The sequence below is a fragment of the Cellulomonas sp. ICMP 17802 genome, from assembly GCF_041295535.1.
GTDB lineage: Bacteria > Actinomycetota > Actinomycetes > Actinomycetales > Cellulomonadaceae > Cellulomonas.
This window is the reverse complement of the sequence record NZ_JBGFQZ010000011.1, coordinates 29514-46418: the sequence shown is the minus strand read 5'-3', so window position 1 is coordinate 46418 and position 16905 is coordinate 29514. Positions and strand designations below refer to the sequence as shown.

18 protein-coding genes are annotated in these 16905 nt (G+C 73.4%); 10 read left to right on the top strand and 8 right to left on the bottom strand.

From position 1 onward, the window contains the following. The first annotated feature begins 213 nt into the window (after positions 1-213). Positions 214-663, top strand: a complete 450-nt coding sequence (locus AB5970_RS10850; RefSeq protein WP_370503954.1) for an SRPBCC family protein — start codon at positions 214-216, stop codon at positions 661-663. A 166-nt stretch (positions 664-829) separates the two neighbouring features. Here the strand turns inward: AB5970_RS10850 and AB5970_RS10845 are convergent, their stop codons facing one another. After that, positions 830-1870 carry a hypothetical protein gene (locus AB5970_RS10845; protein ID WP_370503953.1) on the bottom strand — a complete coding sequence of 347 codons (1041 nt, stop codon included), beginning with the start codon at positions 1868-1870 and terminating at the stop codon, positions 830-832. 122 nt (positions 1871-1992) lie between these two features. Between AB5970_RS10845 and AB5970_RS10840 the strand changes: the two genes are divergently transcribed. Continuing rightward, on the top strand, positions 1993-3171 hold the full coding sequence (locus tag AB5970_RS10840) for a universal stress protein (protein WP_370503952.1): 1179 nt from the start codon (positions 1993-1995) through the stop codon (positions 3169-3171). Between the two features lie 37 nt (positions 3172-3208). On the opposite strand, the gene AB5970_RS10835 is transcribed toward AB5970_RS10840, so the two are convergent. From AB5970_RS10835 to AB5970_RS10825, 3 genes are read right to left on the bottom strand one after another with little or no spacing between them, the layout of a single operon-like run. After that, the gene (locus AB5970_RS10835; protein WP_370503951.1) at positions 3209-4237 is read right to left on the bottom strand and encodes a zinc-dependent alcohol dehydrogenase family protein; all 1029 of its coding nucleotides are present in this window, start codon (positions 4235-4237) and stop codon (positions 3209-3211) included. Positions 4238-4242: 5 nt separating this feature from the next. Next, a complete protein-coding gene (locus AB5970_RS10830; RefSeq protein ID WP_370503950.1) occupies positions 4243-4458 on the bottom strand; it encodes a DUF1918 domain-containing protein in 216 nt (71 codons plus the stop codon). A gap of 31 nt (positions 4459-4489) precedes the next feature. Continuing rightward, positions 4490-5872 carry an MBL fold metallo-hydrolase RNA specificity domain-containing protein gene (locus AB5970_RS10825; protein WP_370503949.1) on the bottom strand — a complete coding sequence of 461 codons (1383 nt, stop codon included), beginning with the start codon at positions 5870-5872 and terminating at the stop codon, positions 4490-4492. Between the two features lie 261 nt (positions 5873-6133). Here AB5970_RS10825 and sqr point away from each other — a divergent pair, with 261 nt between their 5' ends. The 5 genes from sqr to AB5970_RS10800 all read left to right on the top strand — a co-directional run bounded on the left by sqr (position 6134) and on the right by AB5970_RS10800 (position 9460). After that, positions 6134-7369, top strand: coding sequence for a type III sulfide quinone reductase, selenoprotein subtype (gene sqr, locus AB5970_RS10820; protein WP_370503948.1), 1236 nt, complete (start codon positions 6134-6136; stop codon positions 7367-7369). Between the two features lie 13 nt (positions 7370-7382). Then, positions 7383-7697 carry a TusE/DsrC/DsvC family sulfur relay protein gene (locus AB5970_RS10815; RefSeq protein ID WP_370503947.1) on the top strand — a complete coding sequence of 105 codons (315 nt, stop codon included), beginning with the start codon at positions 7383-7385 and terminating at the stop codon, positions 7695-7697. Positions 7698-7723: 26 nt separating this feature from the next. Then, a complete protein-coding gene (locus AB5970_RS10810) occupies positions 7724-8239 on the top strand; it encodes a DsrE/DsrF/DrsH-like family protein (protein ID WP_370503946.1) in 516 nt (171 codons plus the stop codon). A gap of 126 nt (positions 8240-8365) precedes the next feature. Beyond that, entirely contained in the window at positions 8366-9079 is a 714-nt protein-coding gene (locus AB5970_RS10805; RefSeq protein ID WP_370503945.1) for a flavodoxin family protein, read from the top strand. A gap of 111 nt (positions 9080-9190) precedes the next feature. Continuing rightward, positions 9191-9460, top strand: coding sequence for a DUF7218 family protein (locus tag AB5970_RS10800; RefSeq protein ID WP_370503944.1), 270 nt, complete (start codon positions 9191-9193; stop codon positions 9458-9460). A gap of 26 nt (positions 9461-9486) precedes the next feature. Here the strand turns inward: AB5970_RS10800 and AB5970_RS10795 are convergent, their stop codons facing one another. The 3 genes from AB5970_RS10795 to AB5970_RS10785 form a co-directional block, all read right to left on the bottom strand. Continuing rightward, positions 9487-10995 carry an HD-GYP domain-containing protein gene (locus AB5970_RS10795; RefSeq protein ID WP_370503943.1) on the bottom strand — a complete coding sequence of 503 codons (1509 nt, stop codon included), beginning with the start codon at positions 10993-10995 and terminating at the stop codon, positions 9487-9489. A 113-nt stretch (positions 10996-11108) separates the two neighbouring features. Next, complete coding sequence (locus AB5970_RS10790) at positions 11109-11603, bottom strand: hypothetical protein (RefSeq protein ID WP_370503942.1); 495 nt, start codon at positions 11601-11603, stop codon at positions 11109-11111. A 103-nt stretch (positions 11604-11706) separates the two neighbouring features. Then, positions 11707-12264 carry a TetR/AcrR family transcriptional regulator gene (locus tag AB5970_RS10785; protein WP_370503941.1) on the bottom strand — a complete coding sequence of 186 codons (558 nt, stop codon included), beginning with the start codon at positions 12262-12264 and terminating at the stop codon, positions 11707-11709. A 51-nt stretch (positions 12265-12315) separates the two neighbouring features. Between AB5970_RS10785 and AB5970_RS10780 the strand changes: the two genes are divergently transcribed. From AB5970_RS10780 to AB5970_RS10770, 3 genes are all read left to right on the top strand, one after another. Further along, positions 12316-13962: an FAD-binding protein gene (locus tag AB5970_RS10780; protein ID WP_370503940.1), complete on the top strand. Its 1647-nt coding sequence runs from the start codon at positions 12316-12318 to the stop codon at positions 13960-13962. Positions 13963-13970: 8 nt separating this feature from the next. Continuing rightward, complete coding sequence (locus tag AB5970_RS10775) at positions 13971-14774, top strand: SDR family NAD(P)-dependent oxidoreductase (RefSeq protein ID WP_370503939.1); 804 nt, start codon at positions 13971-13973, stop codon at positions 14772-14774. An 82-nt stretch (positions 14775-14856) separates the two neighbouring features. Then, positions 14857-15486, top strand: coding sequence for a hypothetical protein (locus tag AB5970_RS10770; RefSeq protein ID WP_370503938.1), 630 nt, complete (start codon positions 14857-14859; stop codon positions 15484-15486). A 6-nt stretch (positions 15487-15492) separates the two neighbouring features. Here the strand turns inward: AB5970_RS10770 and AB5970_RS10765 are convergent, their stop codons facing one another. Then, entirely contained in the window at positions 15493-16788 is a 1296-nt protein-coding gene (locus AB5970_RS10765; RefSeq protein WP_370503937.1) for a sensor histidine kinase, read from the bottom strand. Positions 16789-16905: the final 117 nt, after the last annotated feature.

Sequence of the window (16905 nt, the reverse complement as noted above, 5' to 3'; positions counted from 1 at the left end):
TCCGGCAGGCCGATGCTAGGTCGGCTCTCGAGGACCGGCTCGTCGAGTTGCTGGCAAAGCTCTCAGGATCGGTCGCCGCGACGGCGTGAGCGCCTGCAGTGCCGGCAGGGTGGCCGTCCGTGCGAGTGATCACCCGCTCACGGCGTGCGGGTCTGCCGGTCGCTTCGTAGCGTGACGTGACCGAACCCCCACCCCACGAAGGAGGAGAACGGCATGGCTACTGTCGAGGAGACCGTCGACGTGCAGGCACCGCTGAGGACCGTCTACGACCAGTGGACGCAGTTCGAGGAGTTCCCACGGTTCATGGGCGGAGTCGACGAGGTCCGGCAGATCGGTGACCGCCTCACGCACTGGCGGACGTCGATCGGCGGCGTGACGCGGGAGTTCGACGCGGAGATCGTCGACCAGGAGCCGGACCAGCGCGTCGCGTGGCGCAGCGTCGACGGCACGACGCACTCGGGCGTGGTCACGTTCCAGAAGATCGACGCGGATCGGACGCGGGTGGCTGCCCGCATCGACTGGGAGCCGGAGTCGGTCGTCGAGAAGGTGGGTGCGGCCGTCGGTGTCGACGACCGCCAGGTCAAGGCCGACCTCGAGCGGTTCCGCGTGTTCATCGAGGAGCGCGGCGTCGAGACGGGTGCTTGGCGGGGCACCGTCGACTGAGCCGAGCACGTCGACGCCGGCCGGGCGCCCCCCGGCCGGCGTCGACGCGTCCAGGGACAACCCCGGCAGCGTCGCGCGACCGCCCCTCGTCGCGGTGCGTCGGCGAAGGCCCGGCGAGGTCTACCCCTGCCAGGGAGGGTGCGAGGTAGAAGCCAAGCCGTGGCGGTCATGGGGTTTCGTAGGGCACGCGCTCCCAGCTCAGCACGTCGGCGGCGCCGTGGGGGTTGATCGTGACCTTGAGCCAGTCGTTGTTGTTGCTGGAGCCGTCCACGGTGATGCGGCGCAGGTTGTCGGCCGAGCCGGTGATGCCGTAGGTGGTCAGCCATGGCGAACCGGCCGCGAGCGGCTGGTCGTCGTTGTAGACGTGGCTGTCGCCGTTGACGAGGTACACCTGCCCGTCGAACCGACGCGACTCGTCGACGAGCGACTGCACCAAGGGCTGGAAGGCCGAGATGTCCGTCCACGCCGGCGTGTAGGTCGGGTCGAACATGTCGGCCTGCAGGAGCACGGTCACGGCCCGGTCGTGCCGCTGCCGGGCAGTGGCGAACGTCTCGTGGACCACCTTGAGCGCGTTCGCCATCCGCGCAGCCTCGGCGGCGGTCTGCTCGGGCGTCGCGGCCGTGTTGCCGAGGCCGCTCCACGGCTGCAGGCCATCGTTGCTGCCGACCACGTGGATGACGGCGAAGTCCACCCGGTGGCGACGCAACTGCACGTTCTCCGGGTACCCGCGGCGCGCCTGCGTGTCGAGCCTGATCGGGTGCTGCCCGAGCGACCAGCCCGGGTGCGCGAAGAAGACCGACCGATCGAACGCGAGCCGTTCCAGAGGGTTGTACCCGCCGTTGTTCACCCGGTGGCAGTCGGTCCACTCGTTGTCCCCGGGGGTGTAGATCAGCGGGGACTTGAAGCGGTCGAAGTCCGACTTGATGAGCGCGTAGTACGGGTCGTCGCACCGGGACGAGCCGTTCTTGATGTCGCCGACGTGGAAGGTCAGCTCCGGGTCGGCGGCGTTGATCTGGTCGATCCACGCCGGGAACGCCGCGATCTGCGCGTCCCCATAGGGGACGTCCCCGATGATCGCGAACGAGTACTGCCCGAGTCTGTGCTGCTCCTCGCCCTGGTCGGACGAGGCCGAAGCGGGCCCGGCGACAGTGCCGACAAGGGCAAGGACAGCCAGGACCGTGGGCAGAGCAGTGCGGCGAAGCTTCATCGATTCCCCCGATGGGTGCGGTGCGGTGCGGACGCGACATCCCGGACAACCCACCCACCATCACAGGCCAACCCGTGACGCGGACGAACGGTCGGTGACGCTCGAGCGAACATCAGCGCACCGTGGCCGATCCGACGGGTGGCTCGCCGACCCCCGCCGTCGGCTCGGCCGTCCTGCTGCTGGCCGGCGGTGCGCTGTTCGGGTGGGCGTACGACGGGTCGGGCGGTGGGGGCGGGCACGTCGTCTCGCTGGCGCTGTCCGCCCTCGCGTACTGGCCGGCGGTGATGGTGCTCGTCGGCGTCGCCACCGCGCTCTTCCCACCTCGGGACCTCGGACCCTACGGCGGGCGCGCAGGGGCGACACAGGGTGGAGGTGTCGACCGGAGTGGCACGACGGGATCTCAGCGGAGGTGCGAGATGAGCCGGACGATCGTGGTGGGGTACGACGGGTCGGCGCACGCCGCCGACGCCCTGACCTGGGCAGCACGGGAGGCGGCGCGCGAGCACCTGCCGCTGCGGATCGTGCACGTCACACGCACCGTCGTGGACGGGTTCGTGGTGGGTGACCGACCGCTGGACCTGTCGGCCCAGGCCGGCGGCCAGGTGCTCGCGGACGCGACCGAACGCGCCTACGCGGTGGACGGGGACCTTGAGGTGAGCACCCAGCTCGAGGTGCGCGAGAGCGTCGCCGCCGTCCTCACGGAGCAGAGTGCCGACGCCCGGCTGCTGGTCGTCGGGTCGCGGGGACGCGGCGGCTTCGCCGGACTCCTGCTCGGCTCCGTGAGCATCGCCGTCGCGACGCACGCGCACTGTCCTGTCGTGGTGGTGCGCCGCCACACCGAGGCCGCGCCGTCGGCCGGTCTCCCGGTCGTGGTGGGCGTCGACGGGTCCCCGACCAGCCAGCGCGCCGTGGACCTGGCCTTCGACCAGGCCTCCCGCCGGGGCGTCCCGCTCGTCGCGGTCCACGCCTGGGAGCTGCCCGCGATGATGGGCCCGGTCCCCCCGTGGATGCCGGAGGAGATCGAGGAGCTGCGGGTCGCGGAGAAGGCTCTGCTCTCCGAGAGCCTGGCGGGGCACGCCGAGCGGTACCCGGACGTCGAGGTCCGGCCCGTGGTCCGGCGTGGCGGGGCAGCCCACGTGGTGCTCAGCGCCGCCGTCGACGCGGAGCTGCTGGTCGTCGGGTCGCGGGGTCGCGGAGGGTTCCGTGGGCTGCTGCTCGGGTCCGTGAGCCAGGCCGTCCTGCACCACGCCACGTGCCCCGTGGTCGTCGTCCACCCGGAGCCCGCGGCCGAGACGCACTGAGCAGGGCGACTCTCCGCGACGGGTGGCGACGACGCTCCTAGGGCTCGGGCATCGTCAGGACGGCGGCGCCGGTCAGCCTGCCCTCGGCCATGTCGTCGAGGGCCTGGTCGGCGTGGTCGAACGGGTACACGACCGTCCGGGCCCGCACGTGGACCGCCGCGGCGACCTGGAACAGCTCCTCGCCGTCGCGGCGGGTGTTGGCGGTCACGCTGCGGACCTGGCGCTCGCGGAAGAGGTGCCGCGCGTAGCTCAGGGTCGGGATGTCCGTGAGGTGGATGCCGGCGATCACGAGCGTGCCGCCGGGCCCGAGCGCCTCCAGGGCGACCGGGACCAGCTCCCCCGCGGGGGCGAAGAGGATCGCCGCGTCAAGCGAGACGGGCGGCCGATCGAAGGCCGCGCCGACGGAGGCCGCGCCCAGCTCGACGGCGAGCTCACGCGCCCCGGCATCGCGGGTCAGCACGTGGACTTCGGCACCCTGCCCCCTGGCGACCTGCGCCGTGAGGTGGCCGCTCGCGCCGAACCCGTAGATGCCGAGCCGCCCCCCACGCGGCAGCTCGGCGAGCCGGAGCGCCCGATAGCCGATGATGCCGGCGCACAGCAGTGGTGCGGCCTCGACGTCGGTCAGCTCGTCGGGGATCGGGTAGGCGAAGGCGGCGGGCACCACGGCGTAGGTGGCGAAGCACCCGTCCGCGTCCCAGCCGGTGTAGAGCGAGGCGGGGCAGAGGTTCTCCGCCCCCGAGGTGCACCACCGGCACCGACCGCAGGTGCGGCGCAACCACGGCACACCGACCCGGTCGCCGAGCTCGAACCGGCGCACGGCTCCCCCGCGGGCGACCACCTCCCCCACGCCCTCGTGTCCCGGGACGGCACGGGGCGCCCGGGCAGGCAGGTCGCCGTCGGCGAGGTGCAGGTCGGTGCGGCACACGCCGCACGCCCGCACCCGCAGCAGGACCTCGTCGGGCGCCACGGCGGGCACCGGGCGTCGCCCGCGGTCCAGACGATCTCGACCGCCCGGACCGACGACGGCCCAGGCGTCCGTCTCGGTCGGTACGGTCCCGGCGCGCATGCCGATCAGGCCGTCGGGCTCGGCGCGTCCTGCGGCACCGGCGCGCCGATGGTGGCGTCCGGGCCCGGGAAGAGCAGGCCCACGTGGCCGGAGTCCGACCAGCGGACGAGGAAGGGTGGCTCCCCGTCGCCACCGCGCACCTCCAGGACCTCGGCGTCCCGGACAGGATCACCCACGTGTCCGCCCGCCACGACGAGCCGGTCACCCGTGTGTGCCTTCATCACAGCCTCCTCAGGCTCGCTCCGGACTCCGTCAGTCGACGAGCACCCGCTCGCCCCGCCGCGGGACGGTGACCGCGCAGTCGTGCGCGTCACGGATCCGCTCCGCCAGGGCGCGGGACGCCTGCTCCTCGCCGTGCACCACGTAGACGGTCGCCGGCGGGGTCGCCATCTCCCCGAGCCACTCCAGCAGCTCGTCGGCGTCGGCGTGCACGGAGAACTCGTCGTCGTGCACGATCTCCGCCCGCACGGGCACGTACCGCCCGAGCAGCTTGACCTCCCGCGCGCCGTCCGCCAGGACGCGACCTCGGGTTCCCGGCGCCTGGAAGCCGGTGAGCACGACGCTGTTCTGCCGGTCCGGCAGCCAGTCGCGCAGGTGGTGGACCACCCGGCCACCGGACGCCATCCCGGACGCGGAGACGACGATGCACGGTGACTGCGGCTGGTTGAGCGCCATCGACTCCCCGGGGCTGCGCGCGAGGCGCAGGGTCGGCAGGTCGACCAGGTCCGGGCCGATCCCGGCCCGCAGCTGGCCCAGGCCGGCCGCCTCGCGGTAGACGTCCAGGGCGGCGAGGGCCATGGGGCTGTCGACCATGACGGGCACCTCGGGCATGGCTCCCTGGCGCATCATCGTCGAGATCGCCTGCAGCACCAGGGCCGTGCGGTCGATGGCGAAGGCCGCGACGAGCACGGATCCTCCGCGCGCGACGGTCCGGCGGATCGCCGCGGCCATGGCGGCGTGCTCGACCGCCACGGTGGGATGGCGCCGGTCGCCGTAGGTGGACTCCATGACGACCGTGCCCGCGTCGGGCGGTAGGGCGCGGGACGGGAGCACGGGATGGGTGGGCCGTCCGAGATCCCCCGAGAACAGCACGCGCGACCCGCCCGCGTCGACCAGGACGCTCGCCGAGCCGAGCACGTGCCCGGCCGACGAGAGCACCGCGCGCAGGCCGTCGCCGACGACGATCTGCTCGCCGTAGTCGACCGACCGGAACCGGTCGATCGCCCGGTCCGCGTCCTCCACGGTGTAGAGCGGCAGCGGCGGGTCGTGCCGCGAGTACCCCCCGGCGCGGGCGTACTGCGCGTCCCGCTCGTTCAGGTGCGCGCTGTCGCGCAGCACGATGGCTGCCAGCGCGGCGGTCCACCGGGTGAGCCAGATCGGCCCGCGGAACCCGCCCCGGACCAGCACGGGCAGGTACCCGCAGTGGTCCAGGTGGGCGTGCGTGACGACGACGGCGTCGATCCCCTCGGGCGGCACCGCGAAGGGTTCCCAGTTGAGGCGCCGCCAGTGGCGCTCACCCTGGTACAGGCCGCAGTCGACGAGCAGGCGGTGGCCGGCGTGCTCCAGCAGGAACGCGCTGCCGGTGACGGTCCCGGCGCCACCCAGGAACGTGAGGACCGTCTGCTCCTCGTCCATGTCCGGTCTCCGCTCCCGGCACGCGCCTGCGGGCCGTGTCCCCCGCACCACCAGGCTCCGCGCCGCGGGCTCGCCCGCCCAGGGCCGGAAGTCCCGCGACTCGGCGCCGGCGCGACCTCGGGACCTTCTGCTCTACGCGCCCGACCTGCCGCGACGAAGGCCGGGAGCGAGTGGAGGGCGCCCGCCGCCCGGCGATGCCGCCCCCGCCCCCAAGGGAGTGAGCGCCGTGGTACGCGACAGGCACCTCGAGCGGAGTCCGCGATGACCAGGCACATCGTGGTCCTGGGCGCTGGCACCGCGGGCACGATGCTGGTGAACGAGCTGCGCCGGCGGCTCGACGACACGTGGGCGATCACGGTGGTCGACCGCGACGACGAGCACCCGTACCAGCTGGGCTTCCTGTTCGTGCCGTTCGGCGGACCGACCGACGGCCTGGTGCGGTCCCGTCACGCGTTCGTCCACGACGGTGTGGAGCTGGTGCTCGAGGCCGTCGACCGCGTCGACGCGGCGGCCCGGGAGGTGCTGCTGCTGGACGGCCGCCTGCTCCCCTACGACTACCTCGTGATCGCGTCGGGCTCGTGCCTGCGCCCCGACCAGACACCGGGGATGCTCGGCGACGAGTGGCGGCGCACGATCTTCGACTTCTACACGCTCGACGGGGCGAAGGCCCTCGCGGAGGCGCTGCGCGGGTTCCGGGGTGGCCGGCTGGTGGTGCACGTGACCGACCTGCCCATCAAGTGCCCCGTGGCCCCGCTGGAGTTCACGTTCCTGGCCGACGACTGGCTGCGCCGGCACCGCCTGCGGGACTCCACCAGCCTGACCTTCGTCACGCCCCTGGACGGCGCCTTCACCAAGCCGATCGCGTCGGAACGTCTCGGGTCGATGCTGGTCGACCGCGACGTCGCCGTGGAGGCGGACTTCCTGGTCGAGCACGTGGACGGCCGGACGCTCGTCTCGTACGACGGACGCGAGGTGCCGTTCGACCTGCTCGTCACCGTCCCGGTGCACATGGGCGCCGAGTTCGTCACGCGCTCGGGCCTGGGTGACGAGCTCGGCTTCGTCCGGGTCGACAGGCACACCCTGCAGAGCACGGCCGACCCGCGGATCTTCGCGGTCGGCGACGCCGCGGACATCCCCACCTCGAAGGCCGGCTCGGTCGCGCACTTCTCGGTGGACGTGCTCGTCGACAACCTGGTCGAGCTGGCGGCCGGGCGCCCGATGACGCACTCCTTCGACGGCCACGCGAACTGCTTCGTCGAGTCGGGCGACCGCAAGGCCCTGCTCCTGGACTTCAACTATGAGACCGAGCCGCTCCCCGGCACGTTCCCGGCGCCGTACGTCGGGCCGATGAGCCTGCTGAAGGAGACCCGGGCCAACCACCTCGGGAAGCTGGCGTTCCGCTGGGTCTACTGGAACGTCCTGCTACCCGGCCGTCCGATGCCCCTCTCGCCGACCATGTCGATGGCCGGCAAGAAGGATCCCGCCACCACGTCCTAGGAAGGGACACGCCATGCCAGTCACGACCCTCGACGGCCACCAGGTCCACGTCGACGCACAGGGGTTCCTCACCGAGCCGTCGGAGTGGGACGACGAGCTCGCCACGGTCCTGGCGGCCCAGATCGGCCTCACCCTGACCGACGAGCACCGCGCGGTGCTGGCGTTCCTGCGCGAGGACTACGCGCAGCGGGGCGAGACGGCGACCCTGCGCCGCGCCTCGTCCGGCAGCGGGGTCTCCGTGAAGGACCTGTTCCGGCTGTTCCCGCAGAAGCCGGCCAAGAAGATGGCGTACGTCGCCGGGCTGCCGAAGCCCGTGGGCTGCGTCTGACCCGCGCGACGACGAGAGGCACTGCCATGACCACCACCGAGACCGCACCGGCCGTCGTCCCCCAGTTCGGCGACGACGAGCCCTCCGGTCGGACGCTCGCGATCATCTGCTCCAAGGGCAACCTCGACATGGCCTACCCGGGCCTCATCCTGGCGAACGCCGCGCTCGGCGAGGGCGTCCAGACCCACTTGTTCTTCACCTTCTGGGGCCTGGACATCATCACCAAGGCGACGATGGACGACCTGAAGTTCACGATGCTCGGCAACACCGCCACGCACATGCCGCAGGGCCTGGGCGGTCTTCCCGGGATGACCGCGATGGCGACGTCGAGGCTGAAGAAGGCGATCGCCGAGCTGGACGTGCCCGACGTGCCCGAGTTCCTCGAGCAGATCGTCGCGTCCGGCGGGCACCTGTGGGCGTGCCGGCTGTCGGCGGACATGAACCACCTGACCCTCGACGACCTCGACCCGGACGTCGAGGGGATCATCAGCGCCAGCGACTTCATCGAGAAGACCGAGGGCGCGCAGCTGCTGTTCATCTGAGGGCGACGCGCGAGCGCGATCGGCCGGTGCGCTCGATAGCGTGGAGATATGTCCCGGTCTGCACCGACGTCGCCGCCGCCGTGGTGACACCCCTTCCTGCAGCACGCACCCCCTGAGGAGTCACGCATGCCCGGCGCACCCGACTTCAGCGGACTGACGGCCACCTTCGTCAACTGCACCCTCAAGCGCAGCCCCGAGCTCAGCCACACCCAGGGGCTCGTGGACGCCAGCGCCGCCATCATGCGCAAGCACGGGGTCGACGTCCGCGAGCTGCGGCTGGTGGACCACGACGTCGCCACCGGCGTCTACCCCGACATGCGGGAGCACGGCTGGGCCACCGACGAGTGGCCCGACCTCTACCCCGGGATCCTCGCCAGCGACATCCTCGTCGTGGCGGGCCCGATCTGGTTGGGCGACAACTCGAGCGTCACCAAGCGGCTGATCGAGCGGATCTACTCGCTCTCGGGCCTGCTCAACGACAAGGGCCAGTACCTCTTCTACGGACGCGTCGCGGGCTGCCTGATCACCGGCAACGAGGACGGCATCAAGCACTGCGCCCAGAACGTCCTCTACTCGCTGCAGCACGTCGGGTACACCATCCCGCCGAACGCCGACGCCGGCTGGATCGGCGAGGCCGGCCCCGGCCCGTCCTACCTCGACCCCGGCAGCGGCGGCCCCGAGAACGACTTCACCAACCGCAACACCACGTTCATGACGTGGAACCTCATGCACCTGGCCAGGCTCCTCCGGGACGCCGGCGGCATCCCCGGCTACGGTAACCAGCGCTCGGCGTGGGACGCCGGGAACCGCTTCGACTTCGAGAACCCCGAGTACCGCTGACGGCACCCGAGCCCCCGCTGCGGGCGGCTGGTACGGCGTGCAGACCCGCGGCCGCCCGATCCACAGTGGAGACGACGCCGGACGGGTGTGGCCGCACGAGGGAGGTGCCCGATGCCCGGTCGCGATCCTGGTCCGAGCGTGAAGGACAAGAAGGTCTACGAGGCCCTCCGCGACGAGGGCAACAGCAAGGAGAAATCGGCGCGGATCGCCAACGCGAGCGCAGGCTCCAGCAGGCGCGCGGTCGCGTCGACGGGCGGACGGTCCGGCTCGTACGACGACTGGACCCTCGCGCAGCTCAGGAAGCGCGCGAGCGAACTCGACATCGAGGGTCGCTCGTCGATGAGCAAGGCCGAGCTGGTCGACGCGCTGCGCCACCACTGAGGGCGTCACGGGTCCACGGCAGGGCGCTAGCCCTTGCCCGACGTGCCCTTCCCAGAGGTGCCCTTCCCCGACGAGCCCTTCCCGCTGCCGCCGTCCTCCTTGCCGCTCCCCTCGTCCTTCCCGCTCGTGTCGTCGGTCTCCGCGACGTCCGGGATGGGCGACGTCGCCGCGACGGACGGCAGGACCTCGGGCGCCACGGACGGGGTGGGCGCCAGGAGCGACGGCGCGGGCGACGGCGACGCCGGCGTCGGGTCCGACCGCGGCTCGTCGGCGCCAGCCCCGGAGGTCGTCGGCGCGACCACGGGGTCGACCACCGCCGCGGGCGCTGGATCGTCGCCGTCCTCGTCCGGGTGGGTCGTCCCGACGACGGACGTCCCGCTCGACACCGACGCGGGCGCGTCGGCCGGGAGCGGACCGCTCGCCAGCGCACCACCTGCCGCGGCCGTCGACACCGAGAGCACCAGGCCGATCGTCCCCGCACCCTGGAGCGCGCCGACCGTGCTGAACCGCTGCACGACGGACGGCAGGTCGGAGGCGAAGGAGGGCAGGCTCGGGAGGGCCGACAGGACGCTCAGCGGTCCGGCGACCCGGCGCAGGCGCCCCAGCCCGATGGCGAGGAACGCCCTGACCACCTGCGGGTCGAACTGCTCGCCGGCGCACCGCGCCAGCTCGGCGCGCGCGGCGGACGCGGACAACGCCCGCTTGTACGACCGGACCGAGGTGATCGCGTCGTACGCGTCGGCGACCGCGACGATGCGCGCCCCCTCGCTGATCGCCGTGCCGGCCAGTCCCGCGGGGTATCCGCCGCCGTCCCAGCGCTCGTGGTGCTGACCGATGACCTCCAGCCAGGGACCGAGCCAGTCGCGCAGCGGCTGCGCGATCTCCATGCCTGCCTCGGGGTGGCCCGCCAGGATCGTCCACTCGCTCGTCGTGGGCCGGCCCGACTTGCTCAGCACGTCGGCGGGGACCCGCAGCTTGCCGACGTCGTGCAGCAGGGCCGCCCAGCTGAGCCTGGCGGCCTCGCGCTCGGAGAGGCCGAGCTCCTTGCCGATCAGTGCGGAGTAGGCCTGGACGCGCTCGCTGTGCCCGCGGGTGAGCTGGTCGTGCTCGCTGATCGCCGCGACCAGACCGAGGATGCGGTCGGCGTGGTCGTCCTGCGGGTGCACCCCTCGACGGTCCGCGTGCAACGCGTGCGGGGAGTAGTGCCGCATCGCGACGGCGAGCCGCGACGGGGCACGGTCGGGGAAGTAGAGCGTGAGGCGCAGCAGCGTGGCCAGCGGCGTCAGCCGGCGCGCCAGGCGCGTCGCGGCGATCAGGACGAGCGTCGCGCAGGAGACCTCGACCAGCAGCCACAGCCACGGGTCGACGCCGAGGCGGTGGGGCGGGAACCAGCGCACGGCCGCCAGCCCGAGCCCGACCGAGAGCGCGACGGGTCCGACGACCAGGAGCGCCCGGGCAGTCGCCGCCACGACCGGTCGGCCCTTCCAGACCCCGAGGCTCGGGTCGTCGTAGTTCTGCGTCGGACCAGAGGCCATCCTCTGGTGTCGACACCCGCCTCCGGCACCTTGAACCTCGTTCGGGTGACCCGAGCCGGCCGAGCAACCCGGTCCGCGGACGGTGTGTGACGCCGCCGCGGACCGGGCAGGCCTCAGCCCTCCGTGCCGGTCACGCCGATGAAGACCGCCGGGTTGCCGCGGGGGTTGAGCAGCACCACCGGGGCGATGCACCGCTGCGGCAGGGTGACCGTGGCGTGGATCTTGGCGTCACCCGTGGCCGAGAACGGGACGACGGCCGTGGTCGCGACCACCGCGCCGTTGCACGCGACGCTGGCCGAGAGCTGCATGACGGGGTTCGCGCCGGTGGACGTCAGGACCAGGCCCTCGACCCGGACGTCGACCCGGCCGTCGCGGCGCAGCCTGGCCTCGCCGTTGTCGATCACCCAGTCGGCGCCGCCGGGCGCCACCGTCCCGAAGAGCTTCTGGTCGGTGGTCAGGCTGCCGGCCACCTCCGCGCTCAGGATCGTGCGACCACCGCCGCCGCCGTGCTCGTGCTCGCCGTGGGCGAAGGCCGCGGGAGCCCCGATCAACCCGACGGTCAGCACGACCGCCGCCGCCACTGCTGTGCGCCTCAGGATCGTCTTCATCGTCAACCCTTCCTCCGCGAGCCCACGACGGGCCCGACACGAGTTGACACGAGACGGCGTGTCGACGGGTTCACCCGCGGCGGGAGCCGGCGCCGGTCCGGGGTCAGCGCCGCGGGTCGAGGAGCGCCATCGCGCGCGCGACGTGCGCCCGGGCGGCGTCCGGGGTGGGTGCGGTGACGACGATCCCGAAGACCATCCGCCACGCGAGCAGGACGTCGTCGACCTCGACGCCGGCCGGGACCCGTCCCGCCGAGACGGCGTCGGGGAGCGTGCGCGCGATCAGCTCGCGCAGCCGGTCGTCGCCGTCGTAGGCCGGCGCCGAGCTGCGCGCCTCGACCACCATCTCGACGAAGGCCGCCTCCCGCACGGTCTGCTCGAGCAGGACCGCCCAGAGGGCGCCGAACGCGTCGGGACCGCCCCCCGCGGCGGCCGCCTCCAGCTCGACGAAGTTGTCCTCGAACACGGCGAACGCGAGGTCGAGCCGCGTCGGGAAGTGCCTGTAGAGCACGCCCTGACCCACCCCGGCCTCGGTGGCGATCGCGCTCAGCGGGACGAGGAAGCCGCGATCGGCGAACAGCCGACGGGCCGCGTCGAGGATGGCGGCGCGGTTCTGCGGCGCGGCGGAGGGACCACGGTTGACGCGTCGGGCGGCGGGAGGCATGCTGCATCGTAGAACCGGACAGTGTTGTCCGGTAGTCGAGAGGACTGCGCGATGGCACCGAAGGTTCCCCAGGAGAACACCTACGACGTGGTCGTCGTCGGCACCGGCGCGGCGGGATTCGCCACCGCCATGGGTGCGGTCGACGAGGGTCTGTCGGTCCTCATGGTCGAGTCGACCGACAAGTGGGGCGGGTCCACCGCGATGTCGGGCGGCGGCATGTGGCTGCCGAACAACCCCCTGATGACCCGCGCCGGGGTCGGCGACTCCCGCGCCGAGGCGCTCACCTACATGGAGGCCTCGATCGGCGACGACGTGGGCCTCGCGTCGACACGCGCCCGCAAGGAGGCGTTCGTCGACGGCGTCGACGACTTCGTGCTCACCGCGGAGAAGTTCGGCGTGACGTTCGCCCGCGCCACCGACTACCCCGACTACTACCCCGAGCTGCCGGGCGGGAAGATCGGCCGCTCGATCGAGGTCAAGCCGCTCAGCTCGAAGATCCTCGGCCCGTGGTGGGACACCCTGCGAAACGCCCTCCCGCTGCCGGCGATGACGAACGACGTCTGGCTGCTGGGCCGCTCCTGGTCGACCCCGTCGGGGATGGTGCGCGGCGTCCAGGTCGTCTCCCGCGTCCTCGGCGGCGTCGTCACGGGCCGGCGGCTGGTCGGCATCGGCAACGCCTGGGCGACCGCGTTCTGCCACGCCGTCGTCGTCCGCAAGGGCGTCCCGCTCTGGCTCAGCTCGCCGCTCGAGGAGCTGCTCGTCGATGACGGCCGCGTGGTCGGGATCCGGGTCCGGCGCGACGGGCAGCCGATGACCGTCCGCGCGACGCGCGGCGTCATGCTCGCCGGCGGCGGGTTCGAGGGCAACAAGGACTGGCGGCAGAAGTACCACGGCATCGACGGCGCACCCTCGGGCAACCCCGGCAACCTCGGTGTCCCGATCGCCGCCGCGCAGGAGCTCGGGGTCGCCGTGGAGCTCATGGACGAGGCCTGGTGGGGTGCGTCGATCGCCGCCCCGCCCGGCGGTGGCCCCATGTTCATCGTCGGCGAGCGCTCGATGCCGTACTCGATCATGGTCGACGCCCGCGGTGACCGCTTCGCCAACGAGTCGGAGTCCTACGTCGACCTCGGTCACCACATGCTCGCGCAGGACGGCGGCGCGGGCCCGTACTGGCTGATCCTCGAGGCCCGCCACGTCCGTCGCTACTTCCGCACGTTCGCCATGGACCCGAGGGCGGTCAAGGCGATGCGCGCGGCGGGCATCGAGGTCAGGGCGCGCACGCTGGACGAGCTCTCGCGCGCCATCGAGGTCGAGCCCGCGCGCCTGCGCGCCACGGTCGCGCGGTTCAACGGCTTCGCCCGGTCCGGCGTCGACGGCGACCACGGCCGCGGCAACTCCGCGTACGACCGCTACTACGGCGACCCGACCGTGCACCCGAACCCGAACCTCGGCCCGATCGAGAAGGGTCCGTTCGTCGCGTACCGCGTGGTGCTCGGCGACCTCGGCACCAAGGGCGGCGTCGTGACCGACCCGGACGGACGCGCGCTGCGCGAGGACGGCACGGTCGTGCCCGGCCTGTACTCGGCCGGGAACAGCTCCGCGTCGGTGATGGGCCGCACCTACCCGGGCCCGGGTTCCACGATCGGTCCCGCCGCGGTGTTCGGGCTGCGCGCCGCGCGGCACATGGCCAAGGGCTGAGGCGCACCATGCAGATCCGTGATCACGTCTTCGTCGTCACCGGCGGCGGCAACGGCATCGGCCGCGAGACCGTCCTCGCGCTCCTGCGGGACGGCGCGCACGTCGCCGCGGTCGACCTGCGCGAGCCCGCGCTCACCGAGACCGCCCGCCTCGCCGGCGCGCCCGACCGCCTCACCCTGCACACCGCGGACGTCAGCGACGAGGCGGCGGTGTCCGCGCTGGCCGAGGACGTGCTCGCCGCCCACGGGCACGTGGACGGGCTGATCAACGTCGCCGGCATCATCCAGAAGTTCGCCAAGGTCGCCGACCTGAGCCACGCCGAGATCGAGAAGGTCATGGCGGTCAACTTCTGGGGCGTCGTCCACACGACGAGGGCGTTCCTGCCCGCGCTGCGCAGCCGGCCCGCGGCCTCGCTCGTCAACGTGTCGAGCATGGGCGCGCTCGTGCCCGTGCCCGGCCAGTCGGCGTACGGCGCCTCCAAGGCCGCGGTGAAGCTGTTCACCGAGGGGCTCTACGCCGAGCTGCACGGCACGCCCGTCGCCGTCACGGTCGTGTTCCCCGGCGGGGTGGCCACCGCGATCGCGGAGAACTCCGGCTCGGCCATCCCCGGCCAGCAGAGCGACACCTCCGGGATGGAGGCGAAGCTGACCAAGCCCGCCGACGCCGCCGCACAGATCGTCGACGCCGTGCGCACCGGCCGGTTCCGGGTGCGGATCGGCGGCGACGCCCGCCTGCTCGACCGGCTGTCGCGCCTGGCGCCGCGGCGGGCGACAGAGCTGGTCGCCCGACGGATGAGCGCGCTGCTGGGCTGAGCTCCGCCGGTCGGGCCGCCCGGCGCGTGAAGACTCGGTGCACATCGGCGCTCGACGGCCCGCGCGTGCCTACGGTGACCTCATGGTCGGCGTGGACGTCGCACGAACCGGGTCCGCGAGCCGCGGGCGGACCCGCACGGCCGCGCACGTGCTCCTCTGGACGCTCGCGCTCTGGCTCCCGGCGGCGGCCGCGGTCACGGTCGCCGCGGCGCTCGGCTACGGCATCGGCCAGAACCTGCTGCGGTCGTCGGCGAACGACCCCCAGGTCCAGGTCTCGAGCGACGCGGCCGCCCGCCTTGCCGCCGGCGACCCGCCCGCGTCGGTGACCCGCGGTCCGACGGTCGACCTGGCCACGAGCCTGGCGGTCGCCGTCACCGTGGTCGACGCGGACGGCACCGTCCTGGCCTCCAGCGGGCGGCTCGACGGGCAGCCCGCCCGGCCGCCGCAGGGCGCGCTCGACGCGGCCGCGGACCACCAGAACGTGGTCACCTGGCAGCCGCGCCCCGGGGTCCGGATGGCCGCCGTCATCACCGCGTGGTCGACGCCGGACGGCTCCGGCACGGTCGTCGCCACCCGCTCGCTGCGGCTGGTCGAGCAGCGCGTGACGCAGCTGACCCTGCTCGTCGCCGCGGGCTGGCTCGCCGGCCTCGCCGCGACCGGCCTGGCCGCCTTCGTCGCGAGCTGGATCCTCCCGGCGCGCCCGTCGCCCTGAGACTCCTCAGCGTGCGTCTGTCGCGCGCGGTGCGAACAGGGTCACGGTGGTGGGGCGCCGGGCGGAGAGCACCACGCGGCCTCGCGCCTGCGCGGCCAGCCGCTGCGCCATCAGGAGGCCGATCCCGTGCGGCTGCCCCGGTTCGGGCGGACCCGGCACCGGCCAGCTTCCGACGAACTCGCCCTCGTCGAGCACGTCCACCGCCACGACGTCGTCCGACTCGCCGCCGATCGCGTCCCGCAGGCGCACCGTCACGGCACCCGAACCGTGCTGCTCGGCGTTCTCCACGAGCACCTGCAGCACGTGCCGGACGGCCTCGACGGGCATGGCGATCCGCCAGGACCGGTCGTGGTCGATCTCCAGCAGGAGCCGGCGCCCTCGGGCGGCCAAAGGCCCGGTCCAGCGTTCGGCGGTGCCACGGAGCTCGTCGGTCATGTCCGTGGACCCCGCGGCGGGAGCAGAACGAGTCAGGTCGAGCAGGTCGCGCACGCTGTGGTCCAGGTCGGCGATGTCCCGGACGGCCGCCGCGGCCGCGCTGCGCAGCTGCTCCGGGTCGCCGTCGATCGCCTCCTCGAGACCCCACCGCACCCGGGTCAGCGGCGTGCGGAGCTGGTGCGAGGCCTCGTCGGCGAACGCACGCTCGCGGGTGAGCGCCTCGGCGACCGCCGCCGCCGAGGCGTTCATGCCGAGCGCGACCTCGTCCAGCTCGGCGATGCCCGACAGCTCTGCCCGGCTCCGCAGGTCGCCGTCGGCGTGGGCCTTGGCGACGGCCGCCAGCGCGCCGACGGGACCGCTGAGGCGCCGGGCCGCACGCCGGGCGACGAGCCACGCGACAACGAGCGCGAGGGCGGCGACCGCGAGGATCGCGCCGACCGCGAGGGCCGTGCGCCGGGCCACCGCCCCGGGTGCTCCGGCCGCGCGGCTGGCCCCGATGACCTGTTCGGCGTCCCGGACGGGCACGGCCACGACCGTCCGGCCGCCGACCACGTCGTCGGTCGTGTGCCCGGCGAGCGCGGCGGTGGTCGCCGCATCGGCCCGTGCCGGGCCCGCACCCGCCACCCGGGCACCGTCCGCGTCGTAGACCCCGAGCTGCACGCCCGCCGGGACCCGCGGGAGCTCCAGAGCGTCGCCGCGACCCAGGGCGCTGTTGACCTGGCCGGCACCGAGGAGCGCCGTGCGTTCCAGCCGAGCCACCTCGTCGGCCCGCAGCAGTCCACCCGCCGCGATCGCGAGCGGCAGGCCGAGCACCACGAGCGCGACCGCGGTCACCACGAGGGCGAGCCGGACGATCCGGTGCTGCACGGCTCTCCTCCCGCAGACGTCGGCGCTGGCGACCGACGATAGCTCCGGACCGAGCCGTGCCGACCCGCGGCCGGCGGTCCGCCCGAGATCGTTAACCTCCCGCTTGCCCAGCGCACA